Source organism: Stutzerimonas sp. VN223-3 (genome assembly GCF_045999685.1).
Lineage (GTDB): Bacteria > Pseudomonadota > Gammaproteobacteria > Pseudomonadales > Pseudomonadaceae > Stutzerimonas > Stutzerimonas stutzeri_AR.
The window spans coordinates 1,752,983-1,771,715 of the sequence record NZ_RBEC01000001.1 but is presented as its reverse complement, the minus strand read 5'-3'; the positions used below and the strand labels follow the sequence as shown (position 1 = coordinate 1,771,715).

Below are 18,733 nucleotides of genomic sequence, written 5' to 3'. Positions count from 1 at the left end.
TCCATGGCTAGCATTCGTACTCTTTCTTATGACGCCATCATTATTGGTGGCGGCGGCGCGGGTATGCGCGCTGCGCTGCAGCTGGCCCAGGGAGGCCACAAAACTGCGGTGGTGACCAAGGTTTTCCCGACTCGCTCGCATACCGTTTCCGCTCAAGGTGGCATCACCTGCGCTATCGCTTCGGCTGACCCGAACGATGACTGGCGCTGGCACATGTACGATACCGTCAAGGGCTCCGACTATATCGGTGACCAAGACGCTATCGAATACATGTGTTCCGTTGGCCCGGAGGCTGTCTTCGAACTGGAGCACATGGGGCTGCCGTTCTCTCGCACCGAACAGGGTCGCATCTATCAACGTCCGTTCGGTGGCCAATCCAAGGATTATGGCAAGGGCGGCCAGGCTGCTCGTACCTGCGCTGCTGCTGACCGTACTGGTCATGCGTTGCTGCATACGCTCTATCAGGCCAACTTGAAAGCCGGCACTTCCTTCCTTAATGAGTGGTACGGCGTGGATCTGGTGAAAAACCAGGACGGTGCCATCGTCGGTATCATCGCGATCTGCATCGAGAATGGCGAAACCGTTTATATCCGTTCCAAAGCTGTGGTTCTGGCTACTGGCGGTGCGGGTCGCATCTACGCATCGACTACCAATGCCCTGATCAATACCGGCGACGGTATCGGCATGGCGCTGCGTGCAGGTGTGCCGGTTCAAGACATCGAAATGTGGCAGTTCCACCCGACGGGCATCGCGGGTGCCGGCGTGCTGGTTACCGAAGGCTGCCGCGGTGAGGGTGGTTACCTGATCAACAAGCACGGTGAGCGCTTCATGGAGCGTTATGCTCCGAACGCGAAAGATCTTGCCGGTCGTGACGTGGTTGCTCGCTCGATGGTCAAGGAAATCCTGGCTGGCAACGGCTGTGGTCCGGATGGCGATCACGTGATGCTGAAGCTCGATCACCTTGGCGAGGAAGTGCTGCATAGCCGCCTGCCGGGCATCTGCGAACTGTCTAAGACATTTGCTCACGTCGATCCGGTTACTGCTCCGGTTCCTGTGGTCCCAACCTGCCATTACATGATGGGTGGTATCGCCACCAACATTCATGGTCAGGCAATGACCCAGGATGCCAACGGCAACGACAAGATCATCGATGGTCTGTTCGCGGTAGGTGAAGTCGCTTGCGTATCCGTGCATGGCGCCAACCGTCTCGGCGGTAACTCGTTGCTCGACCTTGTCGTGTTCGGCCGCGCAGCCGGACTGCACCTGGAAAAAGCCCTGAAGGAGGGTATCGAGCATCGCGGTGCTACCGAAACCGATCTGGACGTAGCGCTGAATCGTTTGGCCAGCCTGAACGAGCGGACTACCGGTGAAGATGTCGCTTCGCTGCGTAAAGAACTGCAGAGTTGCATGCAAAACTACTTCGGTGTGTTCCGTACTGGCGAATACATGCAGAAGGGCATTGCTCAGCTTGCCGATTTGCGTCAGCGCATCGCTACCGTCAAGATTTCTGACAAGAGCCAGGCCTTCAATACTGCGCGTATCGAAGCGTTGGAACTGCAGAACCTGCTTGAGGTCGCCGAAGCTACTGCTATTGCAGCCGAGAGCCGCAAAGAGTCCCGCGGTGCGCATGCTCGCGAAGATTTTGAAGAGCGTGACGATGAAAACTGGCTGTGCCACACCCTGTACTTCCCCGGTGAGAAGCGTGTAGCCAAACGTGCCGTGAACTTCTCTCCGAAGACAGTTCCGACTTTCGAACCCAAGGTCCGGACTTACTGAGGTCGCCGATATGTTGCAAGTGAGCGTTTATCGCTATAACCCGGATAAGGACGAAAAGCCTTACATGCAGGACTTCCAGGTCAATACCGACGGTAAAGACCTGATGGTGCTGGACGTACTGGCGCTCATCAAGGAACAAGACGAAGGCTTTTCATACCGTCGTTCCTGCCGCGAAGGGGTATGTGGCTCCGATGGCATGAACCTGAACGGAAAGAACGGTCTGGCCTGTATCACTCCGCTGTCAGACGTCGTCAAAGGCAACAAGCTGGTGGTGCGTCCGCTGCCTGGTTTGCCAGTTATTCGTGACTTGGCGGTGGATATGGGCATCTTCTATAAGCAGTACGAGAAGGTTCGCCCTTATTTGATGAACGATACGCCTGCTCCGGCTATCGAACGTCTCCAGAGCCCAGAAGATCGCGAGAAGCTTGACGGTCTGTACGAGTGCATTCTGTGTGCTTGCTGCTCGACCAGCTGCCCGTCCTTCTGGTGGAACCCGGACAAGTTCCTTGGTCCAGCTGCGTTGCTTCAGGCCTACCGCTTCTTGGCCGACAGCCGCGACACTGAAACCGAGAACCGTCTGAGTGCCATGGATGATCCGTTCAGTGTGTTCCGTTGCCGCGGCATCATGAACTGCGTGAGCGTTTGCCCGAAAGGGTTGAACCCGACAAAGGCGATCGGTCACGTGCGTAACATGCTGCTGCAGAGCGCGACCTGATGTGCCATGGGTGTTTGCAACTATTTGCATAGTTGCAAGGCCCGTAATGCTTCACCGCGACAGCTACGGCGCCGGAGTCTGACCTCGGCGCCGTAGTTCTAGTAGAAATCCCAGCTCACAAAGCCGGGATTTCACTCTGAAAATTTGATGACCAGCAGGAGCATCCGGGGTGGTTCTCGGAAACTATCTGCGCGGTCCGTGGTGGCTTTACCTTGGTCGCTGCTTCAGAACTTGGGAAGTCATGCTGCGGTCTCCACGCTGGTGGTGTCTCCTTATCGAAGGTGACCAGACATGCAAGAAAGCGTAATGCAGCGCATGTGGGACAGTGCCCACCTATCCGGTGGTAACGCTGCCTATGTGGAAGAGCTATACGAGCTCTACCTGCACGATCCCAACGCTGTGCCCGAAGAGTGGCGCACCTACTTCCAGAAGCTGCCCGTCAGCGGTGGCACTGCGGCAGATGTATCGCATTCGACAATTCGCGATCACTTCGTCCTGCTGGCCAAGAATCAGCGTCGCGCCCAGCCTGTTTCCGCAGGCAGCGTAAGTAGCGAGCACGAGAAGAAGCAGGTCGAAGTCCTGCGTCTGATTCAGGCTTATCGGATGCGTGGCCATCAGGCTGCACAGCTCGATCCGCTTGGCTTGCAGCAGCGCACGGCGCCAGCTGATCTGGCGATCAATCACTACGGGTTGACCGATGCCGACCTGGATACGGTTTTCCGTACCGGCGATCTTGCCATGGGCAAGGATCAGGCAACCTTGCGCGAAATCCAGCAGGCGTTGCAAGAGACGTACTGTCGCACCATCGGTGCCGAATTCACCCATATCGTCGATTCTGAGCAGCGCAACTGGTTCCTCCAGCGTCTGGAAAGCGTCCGGGGGCGCCCGGCGTTTTCGCCGGAGATCAGAAGCCACCTGCTTGAGCGCCTGACCGCTGCCGAGGGCCTTGAAAAGTACCTGGGTACCAAGTATCCGGGAACCAAGCGCTTCGGCCTGGAAGGTGGTGAGAGCCTGATTCCGCTGCTGGACGAAATCATTCAGCGGTCCGGATCGTATGGCACCAAGGAAATCGTCATCGGCATGGCGCACCGCGGCCGTCTAAACGTGCTGGTCAATACTTTTGGCAAGAATCCGCGCGACCTCTTCGACGAGTTCGAAGGCAAGAAGGTCGAGGGCCTTAGCTCCGGCGACGTCAAGTATCACCAGGGTTTCTCGTCAAACGTGATGACGCCGGGTGGTGAAATTCACTTGGCAATGGCTTTCAACCCGTCTCACCTGGAAATCGTTTCTCCGGTGGTTGAAGGTTCCGTTCGTGCTCGTCAGGACCGTCGTAGCGATGCGGTTGGTGACAAGGTTCTTCCGGTAACCATCCATGGCGACGCCGCGGTCGCGGGGCAGGGTGTGGTCATGGAAACCTTCCAGATGTCCCAGACCCGAGCCTATCGGACTGGTGGCACCATCCGTATCGTGATCAACAACCAGGTCGGCTTTACTACCAACAAGCAGGAAGACGCGCGCTCCACCGAGTACGCTACTGACGTTGCGAAGATGATTCAGGCACCGATCTTCCACGTGAATGCGGATGATCCGGAAGCTGTACTGTTTGTCACCCAGCTGGCTGTCGATTACCGCATGCAGTTCAAGCGCGATATCGTCATCGATCTGATCTGCTACCGTCGCCGCGGCCACAACGAGGCCGACGAGCCGAGCGGTACTCAGCCGCTGATGTATCAGAAGATCGCCAAGCAGCGCACCACCCGTGAGTTGTATGCCGATTCGCTAACCCAGTCGAAGGTGCTGGAAGACGCGCAGGTGCAGGCGAAGGTCGATGAGTATCGCACCGCGCTGGACAATGGTTTGCACGTGGTCAAAAGCCTGGTCAAGGAACCGAACAAGGAGCTTTTCGTCGATTGGCGTCCTTATCTGGGCCATGCCTGGACTGCCCGTCATGACACGCGTTTCGACCTGAAAGCCCTGCAGGAATTGTCCAGCAAAATGTTGGCGACACCCGAAGGTTTTGTTGTTCAGCGCCAGGTTTCGAAGATTCTCGAAGACCGTCAGAAGATGGGTGCTGGCGCGCTGGCAATCAACTGGGGTTACGCTGAGACATTGGCTTATGCCACCTTGTTGTTCGAAGGCCATCCGGTGCGCATCAGTGGTCAGGACGTCGGACGCGGTACCTTCTCGCACCGCCATGCGGCGCTGCATAACCAGAAGGACGGTAGTACCTATATTCCGCTGCAGCATCTCTATGAAGGGCAGCCGCGCTTCGACCTGTACGATTCTTTCCTGTCGGAAGAAGCCGTGCTTGCGTTCGAATACGGTTACGCCACGACCATGCCCAACGCGTTGGTGGTCTGGGAAGCTCAGTTCGGTGACTTCGCCAACGGTGCGCAAGTCGTCATCGACCAGTTCATTACCAGCGGCGAACACAAGTGGGGCCGTCTTTGCGGCCTGACCATGTTGTTGCCACACGGCTACGAAGGGCAGGGGCCTGAGCATTCGTCCGCTCGTCTGGAGCGTTACCTGCAATTGTGTGCCGAGCACAACATCCAGGTCTGCGTACCGACTACGCCGGCACAGGTCTACCACATGCTTCGTCGCCAGGCGATTCGCCCGCTACGCAAGCCACTGGTTGCCCTGACGCCGAAGTCGCTGCTGCGCCACAAGCTGGCGACTTCGACACTGGAAGAACTGACTCAGGGCTCGTTCCTGACGGTGATCCCAGAAATTGATCAGATCGAGCCGAGCAAGGTCGAACGCCTGATCATGTGCAGCGGCAAGGTCTACTACGATCTGCTGGACAAGCGCCGCAACGAAGGTCGCGAAGATATCGCGATCATTCGTCTGGAGCAGCTGTATCCGTTCCCGGAAGATGATCTGGCCGAGGTGCTTGCGCCTTACCAGAATCTCAAGAGCATTGTCTGGTGTCAGGAAGAGCCGATGAACCAAGGCGCGTGGTACTGCAGCCAGCACCACATGCGTCGCGTTGCTGTTGCGCACAAGAAGGAGTTGTTCCTGCAATACGCGGGTCGTGAAGCTTCTGCTGCGCCTGCGGTCGGTTACGCCTCCATGCACGCGGAGCAGCAAGAAAAGCTGCTGCAGGACGCGTTCACCGTTTAATCATTCTTGCAAGAGGCCGCGAAAACCGCGGCCTCGATGTAAAAACCGAATCAAATAGGACCCCAGCTAATGGCTATCGAGATCAAAGCCCCCCAATTTCCGGAATCGGTTGCTGACGGCACCGTTGCCACCTGGCACAAGCAGCCGGGCGAAGCGGTCAAGCGCGACGAACTGATCGTCGATATCGAGACCGACAAGGTCGTAATGGAAGTATTGGCCGAAGCGGATGGCGTACTGAGCGAAATCGTCAAGAACGAAGGCGACACCGTGCTCAGCGGCGAACTGCTTGGCAAACTGGAGGCGGGTGCTACAGCTTCGGCCGCTCCTGCTGCCGCGCCTGCAGAAACTTCCGCACCGGCTTCCGCTTCCGCTCCGGCTGCCGGCGGCGAAGATGCCATTCTCGCGCCTGCTGCTCGCAAGCTGGCTGAAGAGAACGGTATCGACCCGAACAGCGTCAAAGGCACCGGCAAGGATGGTCGTGTAACTAAGGAAGACCTGGTCGCCGCTATCGAAGCCAAGAAATCCGCCCCGGCTGCAGCCAAGCCTGCCGCCAGTGCTGCCGCTGCACCTGTCGTAGCCGCCGGTGATCGCACCGAGAAGCGCGTGCCGATGACTCGCCTGCGTGCCAAGGTCGCAGAGCGCCTGGTCGAAGCACAGTCGAACATGGCGATGCTGACCACCTTCAACGAAGTCGACATGACCGAAGTCATGGCTCTACGTTCGAAGTACAAGGATCTGTTCGAAAAGACCCACAACGGCGTGCGCTTGGGCTTCATGTCCTTCTTCGTGAAGGCTTCCGTCGAGGCGCTGAAGCGCTTCCCGGCAGTCAACGCCTCGATCGACGGCACTGACATCGTCTACCACGGCTACCAGGACATCGGCGTCGCTGTCTCCAGCGACCGTGGGCTGGTCGTGCCGGTCCTGCGCAATGCCGAACTGATGAACCTGGCTGAAGTCGAAAGCGGCATCGCCACCTTCGGTAAGAAGGCCCGCGACGGCAAACTGTCGATCGACGAAATGACTGGCGGTACCTTCACCATCACCAATGGTGGTACTTTTGGTTCGATGATGTCGACCCCGATCGTCAACCCGCCGCAAGCCGCCATCCTGGGCATGCACAACATCCTGCAGCGTCCAATGGCCATCAACGGTCAGGTGGTCATCCGGCCGATGATGTACCTGGCCCTGTCCTACGATCACCGCCTGATCGACGGCAAGGAAGCGGTCAGCTTCCTGGTGACCATCAAGAACCTGCTGGAAGATCCTGCCCGTCTACTGCTGGATATCTAACAAAGCAGCCTCAGGCTGCAATCGCAAGCTGCGAGTGTTAGCAGCTTCGTTCGACTTGCAGCTTGTGGCTTGTAACTCTGCTTAAAGAGGATTCGTAATGAGCCAGAAATTCGACGTCGTCGTCATTGGTGCCGGCCCCGGCGGTTATGTAGCAGCGATTCGCGCTGCACAGTTGGGGCTAAAGACCGCCTGCATCGAAAAATACCAGGGCAAGGAAGGCAAGACCGCACTGGGCGGCACTTGCCTAAACGTTGGTTGCATTCCGTCCAAGGCGTTGCTGGACAGCTCGTACAAGTTCCATGAAGCCCATGAGAGCTTCAAGGTTCACGGTATCAGCACCGGCGACGTCAAAATGGACGTGCCGACCATGGTGGCACGCAAGGACCAGATCGTTAAGAACCTCACCGGCGGCGTTGCGGGGTTGCTGAAAGCCAATGGCGTCACCGTTTTTGAAGGCCATGGCAAGCTGCTCAGCGGCAAGCAGGTCGAAGTCACCAAGCTCGACGGTAGTACCGAAACGCTGGCGGCCGAGAACGTGATCCTGGCCTCCGGCTCCAAGCCGGTGGACATCCCGCCGGCGCCGGTCGATCAGAACATCATTGTTGATTCAACCGGCGCGCTGGATTTTCAGAGCGTTCCGGCGAAACTGGGCGTAATTGGTGCCGGCGTTATTGGCTTGGAGTTGGGCTCGGTATGGGCTCGTCTGGGCGCGGAAGTTACCGTGCTGGAAGCGATGGACAAGTTCCTGCCGGCTGCTGACGAGCAGATATCCAAAGAGGCGTTCAAGGTCCTAAGCAAGCAGGGCCTTAAAATTCTGTTGGGCGCTCGCGTCACCGGTTCCGAAGTTAAAGGCGACCAGGTCACCGTCAACTTCACCAATGCTGAAGGCGAGCAGCAGCAGACCTTCGACAAGCTGATCGTTGCCGTCGGCCGTCGTCCGGTCACCACTGACCTGTTGGCTGCCGATGCCGGCGTCGACATGGATGAGCGTGGCTTCATTTTTGTTGACGATCAATGCGCGACCAGCGTACCGGGCGTTTACGCCATCGGCGACGTGGTACGCGGCGCCATGCTCGCGCACAAGGCCTCGGAAGAGGGCGTGATGGTTGCCGAGCGTATCGCCGGTCACAAGTCGCAAATGAACTACGACCTGGTTCCTTCGGTCATCTATACCCACCCGGAAATCGCGTGGGTCGGCAAGACTGAACAGGCGCTCAAAGGCGAAGGCGTAGAGATCAATGTCGGCACTTTCCCGTTCGCCGCGAGCGGCCGTGCTATGGCGGCTAACGACACTGCCGGTCTGGTCAAGGTTATTGCCGATGCCAAAACCGACCGTGTCTTGGGCGTACATGTAATGGGCCCGGCCGCAGCTGAACTGGTTCAGCAGGGCGCTATCGGGATGGAATTCGGCACCAGCGCCGAAGACCTCGGCATGATGGTGTTCTCACATCCGACCATGTCCGAAGCGCTGCATGAAGCCGCATTGGCAGTGAATGGTCATGCCATCCACATTGCCAACCGCAAGAAGCGCTAAACCGCACTGCGGAAACGGCGGCTAGCGCTGACTTTCATGTCCTGCGCGGGCCGCCGGGATACCTTCCAGCAAGGTATGACAGGTCTCTGAAAGGTATTTTGGATAGTTTTCAGCGACTTGAGGCGACGCCGCTTGAGGTGGCGTCTGATGCACACCAAACCGAACGGTAGCTAAGATGAATCTTCACGAATATCAGGGTAAGCAACTGTTTGCCGAATACGGATTGCCGGTTTCCAAAGGCTACGCAGTCGATAGTCCTAAGGAAGCGGCAGAAGCCTGCGACCATATTGGTGGCACCGAGTGGGTGGTCAAAGCTCAGGTACATGCTGGCGGTCGCGGCAAGGCGGGTGGCGTTAAGCTGGTGCGTAGCAAGGACGAAGCCCGTGCTTTTGCCGAGCAGTGGCTGGACAAGCGTCTGGTGACCTACCAGACCGACGCCAACGGTCAGCCGGTGAGCAAAATTCTCGTAGAAGCCTGCACCGACATCGACAAGGAGCTTTACCTGGGTGCTGTGGTTGATCGCGCCACCCGCCGGATCGTGTTCATGGCGTCCACCGAAGGTGGCGTAGACATTGAAAAGGTTGCTCACGACACCCCCGAGAAAATCCTTAAGGCCACCATCGATCCGCTGGTGGGCGCGCAGCCGTTCCAAGGTCGCGAGCTGGCGTTCCAACTCGGTCTCAAGGGTGATCAGGTCAAGCAGTTCGTTCATATCTTCGTAGGTCTGGGCAAGCTCTTCGTCGATTACGATCTGGCTCTGCTGGAAGTCAACCCGCTGGTAATCAAGAAGGACGGCAACCTGCACTGCCTGGATGCCAAGCTCAATATCGACAGCAACGCCATCTATCGGCAGCCCAAGCTGCGCGGTATGCAAGACCCGTCGCAGGACGATCCACGCGAAGCCCACGCTGCCAAGTGGGAACTGAACTATGTAGCCCTGGACGGCAACATCGGTTGCATGGTCAACGGCGCAGGCCTGGCCATGGGTACCATGGACATCGTCAACCTGCACGGCGGCAAGCCAGCCAACTTCCTCGACGTAGGCGGCGGTGCTACCGAGGAACGGGTTACAGAGGCGTTCAAAATCATTCTTTCCGACGAAAACGTCGCCGCTGTTCTGGTGAACATCTTCGGTGGAATCGTCCGTTGCGACATGATCGCTGAAGGCATCATCGGCGCGGTCAAGGAAGTTGGCGTAAAGGTGCCGGTAGTCGTTCGCCTTGAAGGTAACAACGCCGCGCTTGGAGCGAAGATGCTGGGTGAAAGTGGTCTGAACATCATCGGTGCGACCAGCCTGACCGATGCGGCCATTCAAGTCGTCAAAGCCGCGGAGGGCAAATAATGAGCGTCCTGATTAATAAAGACACCAAGGTTATCTGCCAGGGCTTTACCGGCTCGCAGGGTACCTTCCACTCCGAACAGGCCATCGAATACGGCACCAAGATGGTCGGCGGCGTGACACCGGGCAAAGGTGGCACCACTCACCTGGGCCTGCCGGTCTTCAACACCGTCAAGGAGGCCGTAGCGGCTACTGGCGCGGATGCTTCGGTAATCTACGTACCCGCGCCGTTTTGCAAGGATTCGATTCTGGAAGCTGCGTTTGGCGGCATCAAGCTGATCGTCTGCATCACCGAAGGCATCCCGACCCTCGACATGCTTGAAGTGAAGATCAAGTGTGACGAGCTGGGTGTGCGTCTGATTGGACCGAACTGCCCGGGCGTCATTACCCCCGGCGAATGCAAGATCGGTATCCAGCCAGGGCATATCCATTTGCCAGGTAAGGTCGGTATCGTTTCGCGCTCCGGTACGCTCACCTACGAAGCGGTCAAGCAGACCACGGACGCCGGTTTCGGCCAGTCCACCTGCGTTGGCATCGGTGGCGATCCTATTCCGGGATCGACTTTCATCGACATCCTCAAGCTGTTCCAGGAAGACCCGCAGACCGAAGCGATCGTGATGATCGGTGAAATCGGTGGTTCCGCTGAGGAAGAAGCCGCAGCCTTTATCAAGGCCAACGTCACCAAGCCAGTGGTTTCCTACATTGCTGGCGTGACTGCGCCTGCCGGTAAGCGTATGGGCCATGCCGGTGCGATCATCTCAGGCGGTAAGGGTACCGCTGACGAGAAGTTCGCTGCGCTGCAGGATGCCGGTGTCAAGACCGTCCGTTCTCTTGCCGATATCGGCAAGGCGCTTGCCGAAGTGACCGGTTGGGAAGTCAAGCAGGGCTGATATAGTCGCTGCGACACAAAAAAATGCCAGTCAGATAATCTGACTGGCATTTTTATTTGCACGCGGATCTATCGACATTCGTAATGGGTGATAGCGGACAGAAAGTACTCTGGATGGAGTCGTTATCGGCTTTTCGGCGGAACGGCCTCGAATCCTCGCTTGCGGCATGCAATTCCATTAAGGTGCGACCTTTTTTATGGGCAGCCAGGCATTGCTGTGTGTGGCCGTTACGAAAAATACTTGGGTGCGTTCGTCGTACCAGAACTCTGCTGCAGTGGTGAAACCGATGATTCGCTTGAAAGGCCAGGATCTGCTGGCTCTTGGATTCATGACATTCGCGCTGTTCCTTGGCGCCGGCAACATTATCTTCCCTCCCAGCGCCGGATTGGCTGCGGGACAATTTATTTGGCCCGCGGCAGCTGGCTTTCTTCTAACGGGGGTCGGCTTGCCGTTGCTCACCGTGGTTGCGCTGGCACGAGTCGGCGGTGGCATGGATCGGTTGACGGCACCCCTTGGTCGCGGTGCTGGAACGCTTCTGGCGGTTGCCGTGTATCTTGCGATCGGGCCACTCTTCGCCACGCCTCGCACTGCTGTGGTTTCGTTCGAGATGGGCGTGGCCCCGTTCACTGGCAACTCCGCAATGCCTTTGCTGGTTTATACCGCGCTATTCTTCGCTGCGACTCTGTTTTTAGTGCTCAATCCGGGCAAGCTGGTCAACCGGGTCGGTAAATTCATTACTCCGGTACTGCTTGCGGCCTTGCTGGTTTTGGGCGGGGCAGCATTTTTCGCGCCGGCCGGCGATATCGGCGTTACCGCCGAAAGCTATCGCAGTGATCCGATGCTCAAGGGTTTTCTCGAAGGCTATCTGACCATGGATACCCTTGGCGCGTTGGTGTTCGGTATCGTGATCGCGACGGCCATTCGTGATCGTGGTGTGTCGGAACCTGCACTGATAACTCGCTATTCGATGATTGCCGGAGCGATTGCAGCCATCGGGTTGTCGCTCGTCTACTTGGCACTTTTCTATCTCGGGGCCACCAGCCAGGGCATCGCAGGTGATGCGCAGAACGGCGTACAGATCCTGACTACCTATGTGCAGCATACCTTCGGAGTTGCGGGTAGCCTGTTGCTGGCGGTGGTCATTACTTTGGCTTGTCTGACGACCGCGGTGGGGCTGACTGCCGCTTGCGGTGAGTTTTTCAGCAGCCTCCTCCCTGTCAGTTATCGCACCGTGGTGATCGTTTTCACACTGTTTAGCCTGCTGGTGGCGAATCAGGGGCTCACTCAGCTGATCAGCGTTTCGGTGCCGGTGCTGGTTGGGCTCTATCCACTGGCGATCATGCTGGTAGCGCTGAGTCTGCTTGACCGCTGCTGGATCTCGCCGAGCCGGATGTTCGTTCCGGTAATGGCAGTGACGCTTGTGTTTGGCGTTGCGGATGGTCTCTCGGCTGCTGGCTTTACTAATCTAGTACCGAGTTTTTTTAAAGGATTGCCGCTGGCGGCCCAGAGTATGGGTTGGTTGGTGCCGGTGTTGGTCACTCTGGTAATCGCGTTTGTTGCAGATCGACTAATCGGTACACGTAGGATCGCCACATAGGATCGAACGCCGCAGCAAAAGACACCTGGCGGTCAGGCCGTCAGGTTTGGCTGGCTATAATCAGATGCCAGTGTTCAGAGGGATTTTCATGTCGATTCCGAGTCATCTGCTACCGCACCTGATCGCTGTCGTCTGGTTCATTCTGTGTTGGGCAGGGTATACCCGTTATGCAAGTTGGCGTGGCAGGGATACCGCTTGTCTGGCCAGTGTTCTGCATTTGTACCGCCAGGACTGGATGCGCCGCATGTTGCAGCGTGACAATCGAATCGCCGATGCAAACGTCATCGGCAATCTTGAGCGAAATGCTGGATTTTTTGCGTCGAGCACTCTGATTATTCTGGCCGGTATTCTTACCGCGTTGGGAGCATCTGATCGAGCCATGTCGCTGTTAGCCGACCTGCCGTTCGCCCAGCCGGTGAGCCGAGGTCTTTCCGAGATCAAGCTGCTCGGATTGGGGGTGGTCTTCGTTTATGCCTTCTTCACTTTCAGCTGGTGCATGCGACAGTACAACTTCGCGGCCGTACTGGTCGCGTCTGCGCCGATGGCGGGCGAGCGCAACGTTAGCGATCAGGAGCGCAAGTCATTCGCCGAACGCGCGGCGCGGGTGATCTCGATGGCCGCCAATCAGTTCAACTTCGGTTTACGCGCGTACTATTTCGGTATGGCAGCGCTGTCCTGGTTTATTCACCCCTGGTTCTTTATGGGGGTAACGGCCGGCGTCGTGCTAATCCTTTATCGTCGCGAGTTCCATTCCGATGTGCTCAAGGTAATGGTATTTACGCCAACCTTGCCTATCGAAAATCCGAAGGAATAGGGAAGATATCTTCGGGAGGGTTAAAATGCCCGGCTTGATTCGGTCTCGAGAATTCGCATGAGCGATAGTCTGATACTGGAGCGTACTCAGCGCTTCCTTTCCTTGTTACGCCATTGTCAGGTGCTTGGTATGAGCGTCGAGCACGCTGATGCCAAAGGGCTCACGCTGCGCCTTCCCTACAGCGAGAAAATTGTCAGTAATCTGGAAAGCGGACTTGTCCATGGCGGGGCGATCACAACGCTTATGGACACGACGTGCGGCATCTCGACGGCATGCGCGCTGCCCGAGCTGGAAATCTGCCCGACGCTCGATTTGCGCATCGATTACATGCATCCGGCCGAGCCGAACCATGATGTGTTCGGCTTTGCCGAATGCTATCGCGTCACACCGACGGTGATTTTCACCCGCGGAGTGGCGTACCAGCACGATGTCAATCAGCCGATCGCACATGTCGTGGGCGCTTTCATGCGCATGGGCAAGAACACCCAGGCTTCAGCGATTTCAGGTGAGTCGGAGGTGCGCAGGTGAGCAGCCTGGATCTTGATGCGCTGGTTCGTGAAGCTCACGCCAGTAACAGCTACGATGCGCTTCTGCAGATGGTCCCGTATGCCAGACTCATTGGCATAGAGTGTCTGCGCCTGGGTGACGAGATGGTCTTCCGGCTGCCTAAGAACCAAGCCAATATCGGCAATCCGACGCTTCCAGCAATCCATGGTGGAGTGATCGCCGGCTTCATGGAACACGCAGCGATGCTCCATCTGCTGATGTTTATGGGCGCGCCACATTTGCCTAAAATCATCGACTTCTCGATAGATTATCTCCGGGCGGGTCACTATCGTGACACCTTTGCCGCCTGCCAGGTCTGGCGCCAGGGGCGCCGCGTAGCCAATGTTGCCGTTACAGCCTGGCAAACCAATCAGGCCGAGCCCATCGCCACTGCACGTTGCCATTTCAAAGTCAACGAGCCCTGATACGTCTGGCGGTCGCCACTGTAGATGTCTCAAGGATGTTGAATGGATGCGTTGTTGATACTGGGCGGACTGCTGCTGATAGTTGCAGGTATCGTCTGGTTGGTTGTTCTGGCCTTCGGTACCAGCTTGTTGTGGGGAGTTGGAAGCCTTCTTCCGCCGATTACGTTGATCTACGTCGTCCGTCACTGGAACGTCGCTCGAAAGGCCGTTGGCCTTTCGGGGTTGGGGTTCGTTCCCCTTGTCGTAGGCTTTACGCTGCTCGCAAATCATGAGCCGGAGCGCATCGAGGCGATTGCCAGCCTGCAGTGGCTTGAGCCAGACGAACAAACGCAGAACCGTCATCTGGCTATCGGTCTGTACGGTCAGCTTGATGATCGCCCGTTCAACCCTCGGATCGGCAGGCTTATCGATGGGGTGCTGACGCTGCGTGAAGGCGACGATCTGTTTGCCAGACAGGAGGTGAGAATCAACCTTGGTACAACTCAGCCCGGCGCATTGCGGGTAGATGTGCTGCCTCAGGATGCCAATCCCGCACCCGAAATAGAGATCAGCTGGATGCGTCCGGAACAGGAGCTTCCCGAGGCACGTAGAGTCCAGAGCGGCTATACGCTGCATCTGGATCTGCAGCCGGTGCCGCCGAACAAGCTGGCCGGCGACTTTCATCTGGTCTTGCCAGCCCACTACCACACGAGCCTTAGCGGCCACGTTGAGCTGTTCACGGACGAATTGCGTTATCGCGCGGGCAAGGTGGACCTCCGCCACGATTCAGCTGACACACTCGCTTATCTTGCCAAGGACTATCTGCAGCGACGTTTCAAGACGCGAGCCGTAACGGTTGAATCGCTGGCGCCAATGACTTTTCCTGCGACAACTCTAACGATTGTCGTGAAAGCTAAAGTGAATAGTGAGCTCGGAAGTTTTGACCTGGATATTCAGAAAGGCGAGCAGGGCTGGATGGTAAATGATGACGAATACCCGCCACTGCCTGAGTCCGAAACCCCATCCAACGTTGTGGCCGCTCAGCCGCAATCTTCGTTCGACAGCACTCCATCGCCACATATCGACCGTCGACAGCGGTTCTCCCTCGAACGGTTATTACGCAATCCGGCGCGCTACGAGCAGCTGCAGATGCGGGCGCACACGGAGCGTGGCGGGGTGGCTGAAGGACGCTTCATCGGTGTTGATAGAGATGGCAACCTGGCGATCAGACGAGTACTGAAAGGGCCGGGGGAGGCAACCTACAATCTCGCTCCAGAAAATATAGTCCTGCTCGAACTGCTAGAGCCATAGCTGCGCAGGCTGAACCAGGCTCGGCGATGTGCCAATTGAATGATTCAACGTCGCCCAGCCGCCTGCGCGCACTTGAATTCCCTGTCGAAGCCCCCATCTGCTTGTCATTGCCGCATTCGCGGCCCGTGCCATTGACGATGTGGAGTTTGCAAAACGATGAGTGTGGAGACTCAAAACAAAGAAACCCTGGGCTTCCAGACCGAGGTGAAGCAACTGCTTCACCTGATGATCCATTCCTTGTACTCGAACAAGGAGATCTTTCTTCGAGAGCTGATTTCCAACGCCTCCGATGCTGCCGACAAGCTGCGCTTCGAAGCGCTGGCCAAGCCTGAGCTGCTTGAGGGCGGTTCTGATCTGAAGATCCGCGTCAGCTTCGACAAAGAGGCCAAGACCGTTACCCTCGAGGACAACGGCATCGGCATGAATCGTGAAGACGTGATTACCCACCTCGGCACCATCGCCAAGTCGGGCACTGCCGACTTCATGAAGCACCTGACCGGTGACCAGAAGAAGGACTCGCACCTGATCGGCCAGTTCGGCGTCGGCTTCTATTCGGCATTTATCGTCGCCGATCAGGTCGAGGTGTACAGCCGCCGTGCGGGAACGCCAGCCGAAGAAGGCGTGTATTGGTCATCGAAAGGCGAGGGCGATTTCGAAGTCGCTACCATCGAGAAATCGGAGCGTGGCACGCGCATCGTGTTGCATCTCAAATCCGGTGAAGAAGAGTTCGCCGATGGCTGGCGCCTGCGCAACATCATCAAGAAGTATTCCGATCACATTGCCCTGCCGATCGAGTTGCCGAAGGACATCCATTCTTCTGGCGAGAGCGACGAGGAGAAGGAAAAACCGGCCGAGACCGAGTGGGAAACTGTCAACCGCGCCAGTGCGCTCTGGACTCGCCCGCGTACCGAAGTGAAGGATGAGGAATACCAGGAGTTCTACAAGCACGTCGGCCATGACTTCGAGAATCCGCTAGCCTGGAGTCACAACAAGGTCGAGGGCAAGCTCGAGTACACCTCGCTGCTATTCGTGCCTGGCCGCGCACCGTTCGATCTGTACCAGCGCGAGGCACCCAAGGGGCTCAAGCTATACGTGCAGCGCGTATTCATCATGGACCAAGCTGATGAATTCCTGCCGCTGTACCTGCGCTTCATCAAGGGTGTGGTCGACTCCAACGACCTTTCGCTGAACGTTTCTCGCGAAATCCTGCAGAAGGATCCGGTGATCGACTCGATGAAGTCGGCGTTGACCAAGCGTGTGTTGGACATGCTGGACAAGCTGGCCAAGGACAAGCCGGAGGACTACAAGAACTTCTGGAAGCAGTTCGGTCAGGTACTCAAAGAAGGCCCGGCGGAAGATTTCGCCAACAAGGAAAAGATCGCCGGTCTGCTACGCTTTGCCTCCACCAGCGACGCTTCGGGCGAGCAGTTTGTGTCGCTTGCCGATTACCTTGGCCGCGTCAAAGAAGGTCAGGACAAGGTTTACTTCTTGACAGGCGAATCCTATGCCCAAGTCAAGAACAGCCCGCATCTGGAAGTTTTCCGCAAGAAGGGCATCGAAGTGCTGCTGTTGACCGACCGTATCGACGAGTGGCTGATGAGCTACCTCACCGAGTTCGACGGCAAGCAATTCGTGGACGTGGCGCGCGGTGATCTTGATCTCGGCAAGCTGGACTCGGAAGAGGACAAGAAAGCCCAGGAAGAAATCGCCAAGACGAAGGAAGGCTTGGTCGAGCGTCTCAAAGGTGCGCTGGGCGACGCAGTGGCCGAAGTGCGCGTATCGCATCGTTTGACTGACTCGCCAGCCATTTTGGCGATCGGTGAGCAGGATCTTGGCTTGCAGATGCGCCAGATTCTCGAGGCGAGCGGGCAGAAAGTGCCTGAGACCAAGCCGATCTTCGAGATCAATCCGCAGCACCCGCTGATCGAGAAGCTGGACGCCGAGCCGGATGAGGATCGCTTCGCTGATCTATCGCACATCCTCTTCGATCAGGCCGCCCTGGCCGCCGGTGATAGCCTCAAGGATCCGGCTGCCTATGTGCAGCGTTTGAATAAGCTGCTGGTTGAGCTTTCCGCATAACCCACAGCTGCGCAAAAGGCCCGTCACTGACGGGCCTTTTGCATTCAGGCCAGCATGGTTTTGCCTCGTCGCGCCATGATGATTTGAGACTCCATCTATCCGAGCGACCGATTCTCGGCAGGGTAGGGGAAGCGCCGTACTCGAGTGAAACGACAGCCTGCTACTGAACCGCCATGTCCCAGGACGGTCTATCCGCTTGGCTATCAGGAGGTCATTGGTTGTTCAACTTACGAAACTGCTTTATCGCGCTGTGTCTGGTCGCTTCGATTGGCCCGGTTCAGGCGCGTGATTACCGCTACAGCGACGCGCACCTTCACTTCGTTGATTTTTTTCAGGAAAGCGATGGCATGAGCAGTTTGCTCAAGGCCATGGATGCGGGCGACATCGATCACGTGATGATCAGCGGTATCCCGGTTGCAAAAAAATGGCATGAGAACGAACCCAAGCGGCCTCGTTACTACGCTGGCGACGATGCTCCCGTCTATTGGTACAGCGCGACCGATGTGGTGGTCGCTGCGGCGCTAAAAGAGCTGGACGAAGAGCAGCGACGCAGATTCCATCCGTTTTTGTCAGGCTTCAATCCCAACGACAAGAACGCCGATGCGCACATTCGGCGAATGCTCGATCTCGATCCAGGCCTTTGGCAAGGGCTAGGGGAGATATTCACCCGGCATGACGATGTCACCGCGCTGACGCAGGGTGATACACCACGCGCCAACAACGAAGCGCTCACGCGTGTTTATCACCTGGCCGCCGAGTTCGATCTGCCGGTGATGCTGCATTCCAATATCACCTCCAAACGCGAGCGCAACCCGCTGTATCTGGCGGAGCTGGAAGAGCCGCTGCGCAACCATCCGCATACCCGTTTCATCTGGGCGCATGCGGGAACGAGCATGGAACTGCATCGTCATCAGGAAAAACTCGATTTTCTTCTTCCGACGGTTACGCGCCTGCTCGATGACTATCCCAACCTTTACATCGACCTCTCCTGGACGATGCTCAGGCCTTACCTGCTGAATGCGTCCGACGAGCCTGACAGTGACTGGGTGGCACTGATCGAGCGCCATCCGACGCGCTTCATGCTCGGTTCGGATGTAGTGGGGCGCTTCGATAGTTTGGGTGAAGGCATGCGCGCTTTCGACCCGTTTCTCGACGCGTTGCCCGAGTCGGTCGCCCGCAAGGTCGCCCGCGAAAATTTCCTCGATGTTCTGCCTCGCAAACGGCAGGCAGAGGTGCGCTGAACCTAATGGGAAAGTGACGACGCGAGCGAACCAATGGGCGTTGAGCAGCCGTCTTCTTGGTGTATTACCACTCG

The 18,733-nt window shown here is 57.3% G+C and carries 14 protein-coding genes; all 14 read left to right on the top strand.

Features of this window, described 5'->3' with window-relative positions; genetic code table 11:
- Positions 1–3: 3 nt before the first annotated feature.
- A complete protein-coding gene (gene sdhA, locus D7241_RS07930) occupies positions 4–1,776 on the top strand; it encodes a succinate dehydrogenase flavoprotein subunit (RefSeq protein ID WP_255976506.1) in 1,773 nt (590 codons plus the stop codon).
- Positions 1,777–1,786: 10 nt separating this feature from the next.
- Positions 1,787–2,491, top strand: coding sequence for a succinate dehydrogenase iron-sulfur subunit (locus D7241_RS07925; protein ID WP_255976504.1), 705 nt, complete (start codon positions 1,787–1,789; stop codon positions 2,489–2,491).
- A gap of 291 nt (positions 2,492–2,782) precedes the next feature.
- The gene (locus D7241_RS07920) at positions 2,783–5,614 is read left to right on the top strand and encodes a 2-oxoglutarate dehydrogenase E1 component (RefSeq protein WP_408101023.1); all 2,832 of its coding nucleotides are present in this window, start codon (positions 2,783–2,785) and stop codon (positions 5,612–5,614) included.
- A gap of 69 nt (positions 5,615–5,683) precedes the next feature.
- On the top strand, positions 5,684–6,904 hold the full coding sequence (gene odhB / locus D7241_RS07915; RefSeq protein ID WP_408101022.1) for a 2-oxoglutarate dehydrogenase complex dihydrolipoyllysine-residue succinyltransferase: 1,221 nt from the start codon (positions 5,684–5,686) through the stop codon (positions 6,902–6,904).
- Positions 6,905–7,001: 97 nt separating this feature from the next.
- Positions 7,002–8,438, top strand: a complete 1,437-nt coding sequence (gene lpdA, locus D7241_RS07910) for a dihydrolipoyl dehydrogenase (RefSeq protein ID WP_408101021.1) — start codon at positions 7,002–7,004, stop codon at positions 8,436–8,438.
- 175 nt (positions 8,439–8,613) lie between these two features.
- Positions 8,614–9,780, top strand: a complete 1,167-nt coding sequence (gene sucC / locus D7241_RS07905; protein WP_131651543.1) for an ADP-forming succinate--CoA ligase subunit beta — start codon at positions 8,614–8,616, stop codon at positions 9,778–9,780.
- Positions 9,780–10,667 (top strand): succinate--CoA ligase subunit alpha, encoded by an 888-nt coding sequence (sucD, locus tag D7241_RS07900; RefSeq protein WP_255976495.1) that lies wholly within the window; start codon positions 9,780–9,782, stop codon positions 10,665–10,667. The genes sucC and sucD overlap by 1 nt, the downstream gene beginning before the upstream one ends.
- 286 nt (positions 10,668–10,953) lie before the next feature.
- Positions 10,954–12,264 carry a branched-chain amino acid transport system II carrier protein gene (brnQ, locus tag D7241_RS07895; RefSeq protein ID WP_408101020.1) on the top strand — a complete coding sequence of 437 codons (1,311 nt, stop codon included), beginning with the start codon at positions 10,954–10,956 and terminating at the stop codon, positions 12,262–12,264.
- A gap of 88 nt (positions 12,265–12,352) precedes the next feature.
- On the top strand, positions 12,353–13,078 hold the full coding sequence (locus D7241_RS07890) for a DUF599 domain-containing protein (protein WP_255976491.1): 726 nt from the start codon (positions 12,353–12,355) through the stop codon (positions 13,076–13,078).
- A gap of 57 nt (positions 13,079–13,135) precedes the next feature.
- Entirely contained in the window at positions 13,136–13,606 is a 471-nt protein-coding gene (locus tag D7241_RS07885; RefSeq protein WP_408101019.1) for a PaaI family thioesterase, read from the top strand.
- A complete protein-coding gene (locus tag D7241_RS07880) occupies positions 13,603–14,049 on the top strand; it encodes a PaaI family thioesterase (RefSeq protein ID WP_408101018.1) in 447 nt (148 codons plus the stop codon). The genes D7241_RS07885 and D7241_RS07880 overlap by 4 nt, the downstream gene beginning before the upstream one ends.
- 42 nt (positions 14,050–14,091) lie before the next feature.
- Positions 14,092–15,339, top strand: coding sequence for an MFS transporter (locus D7241_RS07875; RefSeq protein WP_408101017.1), 1,248 nt, complete (start codon positions 14,092–14,094; stop codon positions 15,337–15,339).
- Between the two features lie 156 nt (positions 15,340–15,495).
- Positions 15,496–17,418 (top strand): molecular chaperone HtpG, encoded by a 1,923-nt coding sequence (gene htpG, locus D7241_RS07870; RefSeq protein ID WP_408101016.1) that lies wholly within the window; start codon positions 15,496–15,498, stop codon positions 17,416–17,418.
- Positions 17,419–17,672: 254 nt separating this feature from the next.
- The gene (locus D7241_RS07865; RefSeq protein ID WP_408101210.1) at positions 17,673–18,659 is read left to right on the top strand and encodes an amidohydrolase family protein; all 987 of its coding nucleotides are present in this window, start codon (positions 17,673–17,675) and stop codon (positions 18,657–18,659) included.
- Positions 18,660–18,733 lie beyond the last annotated feature (74 nt).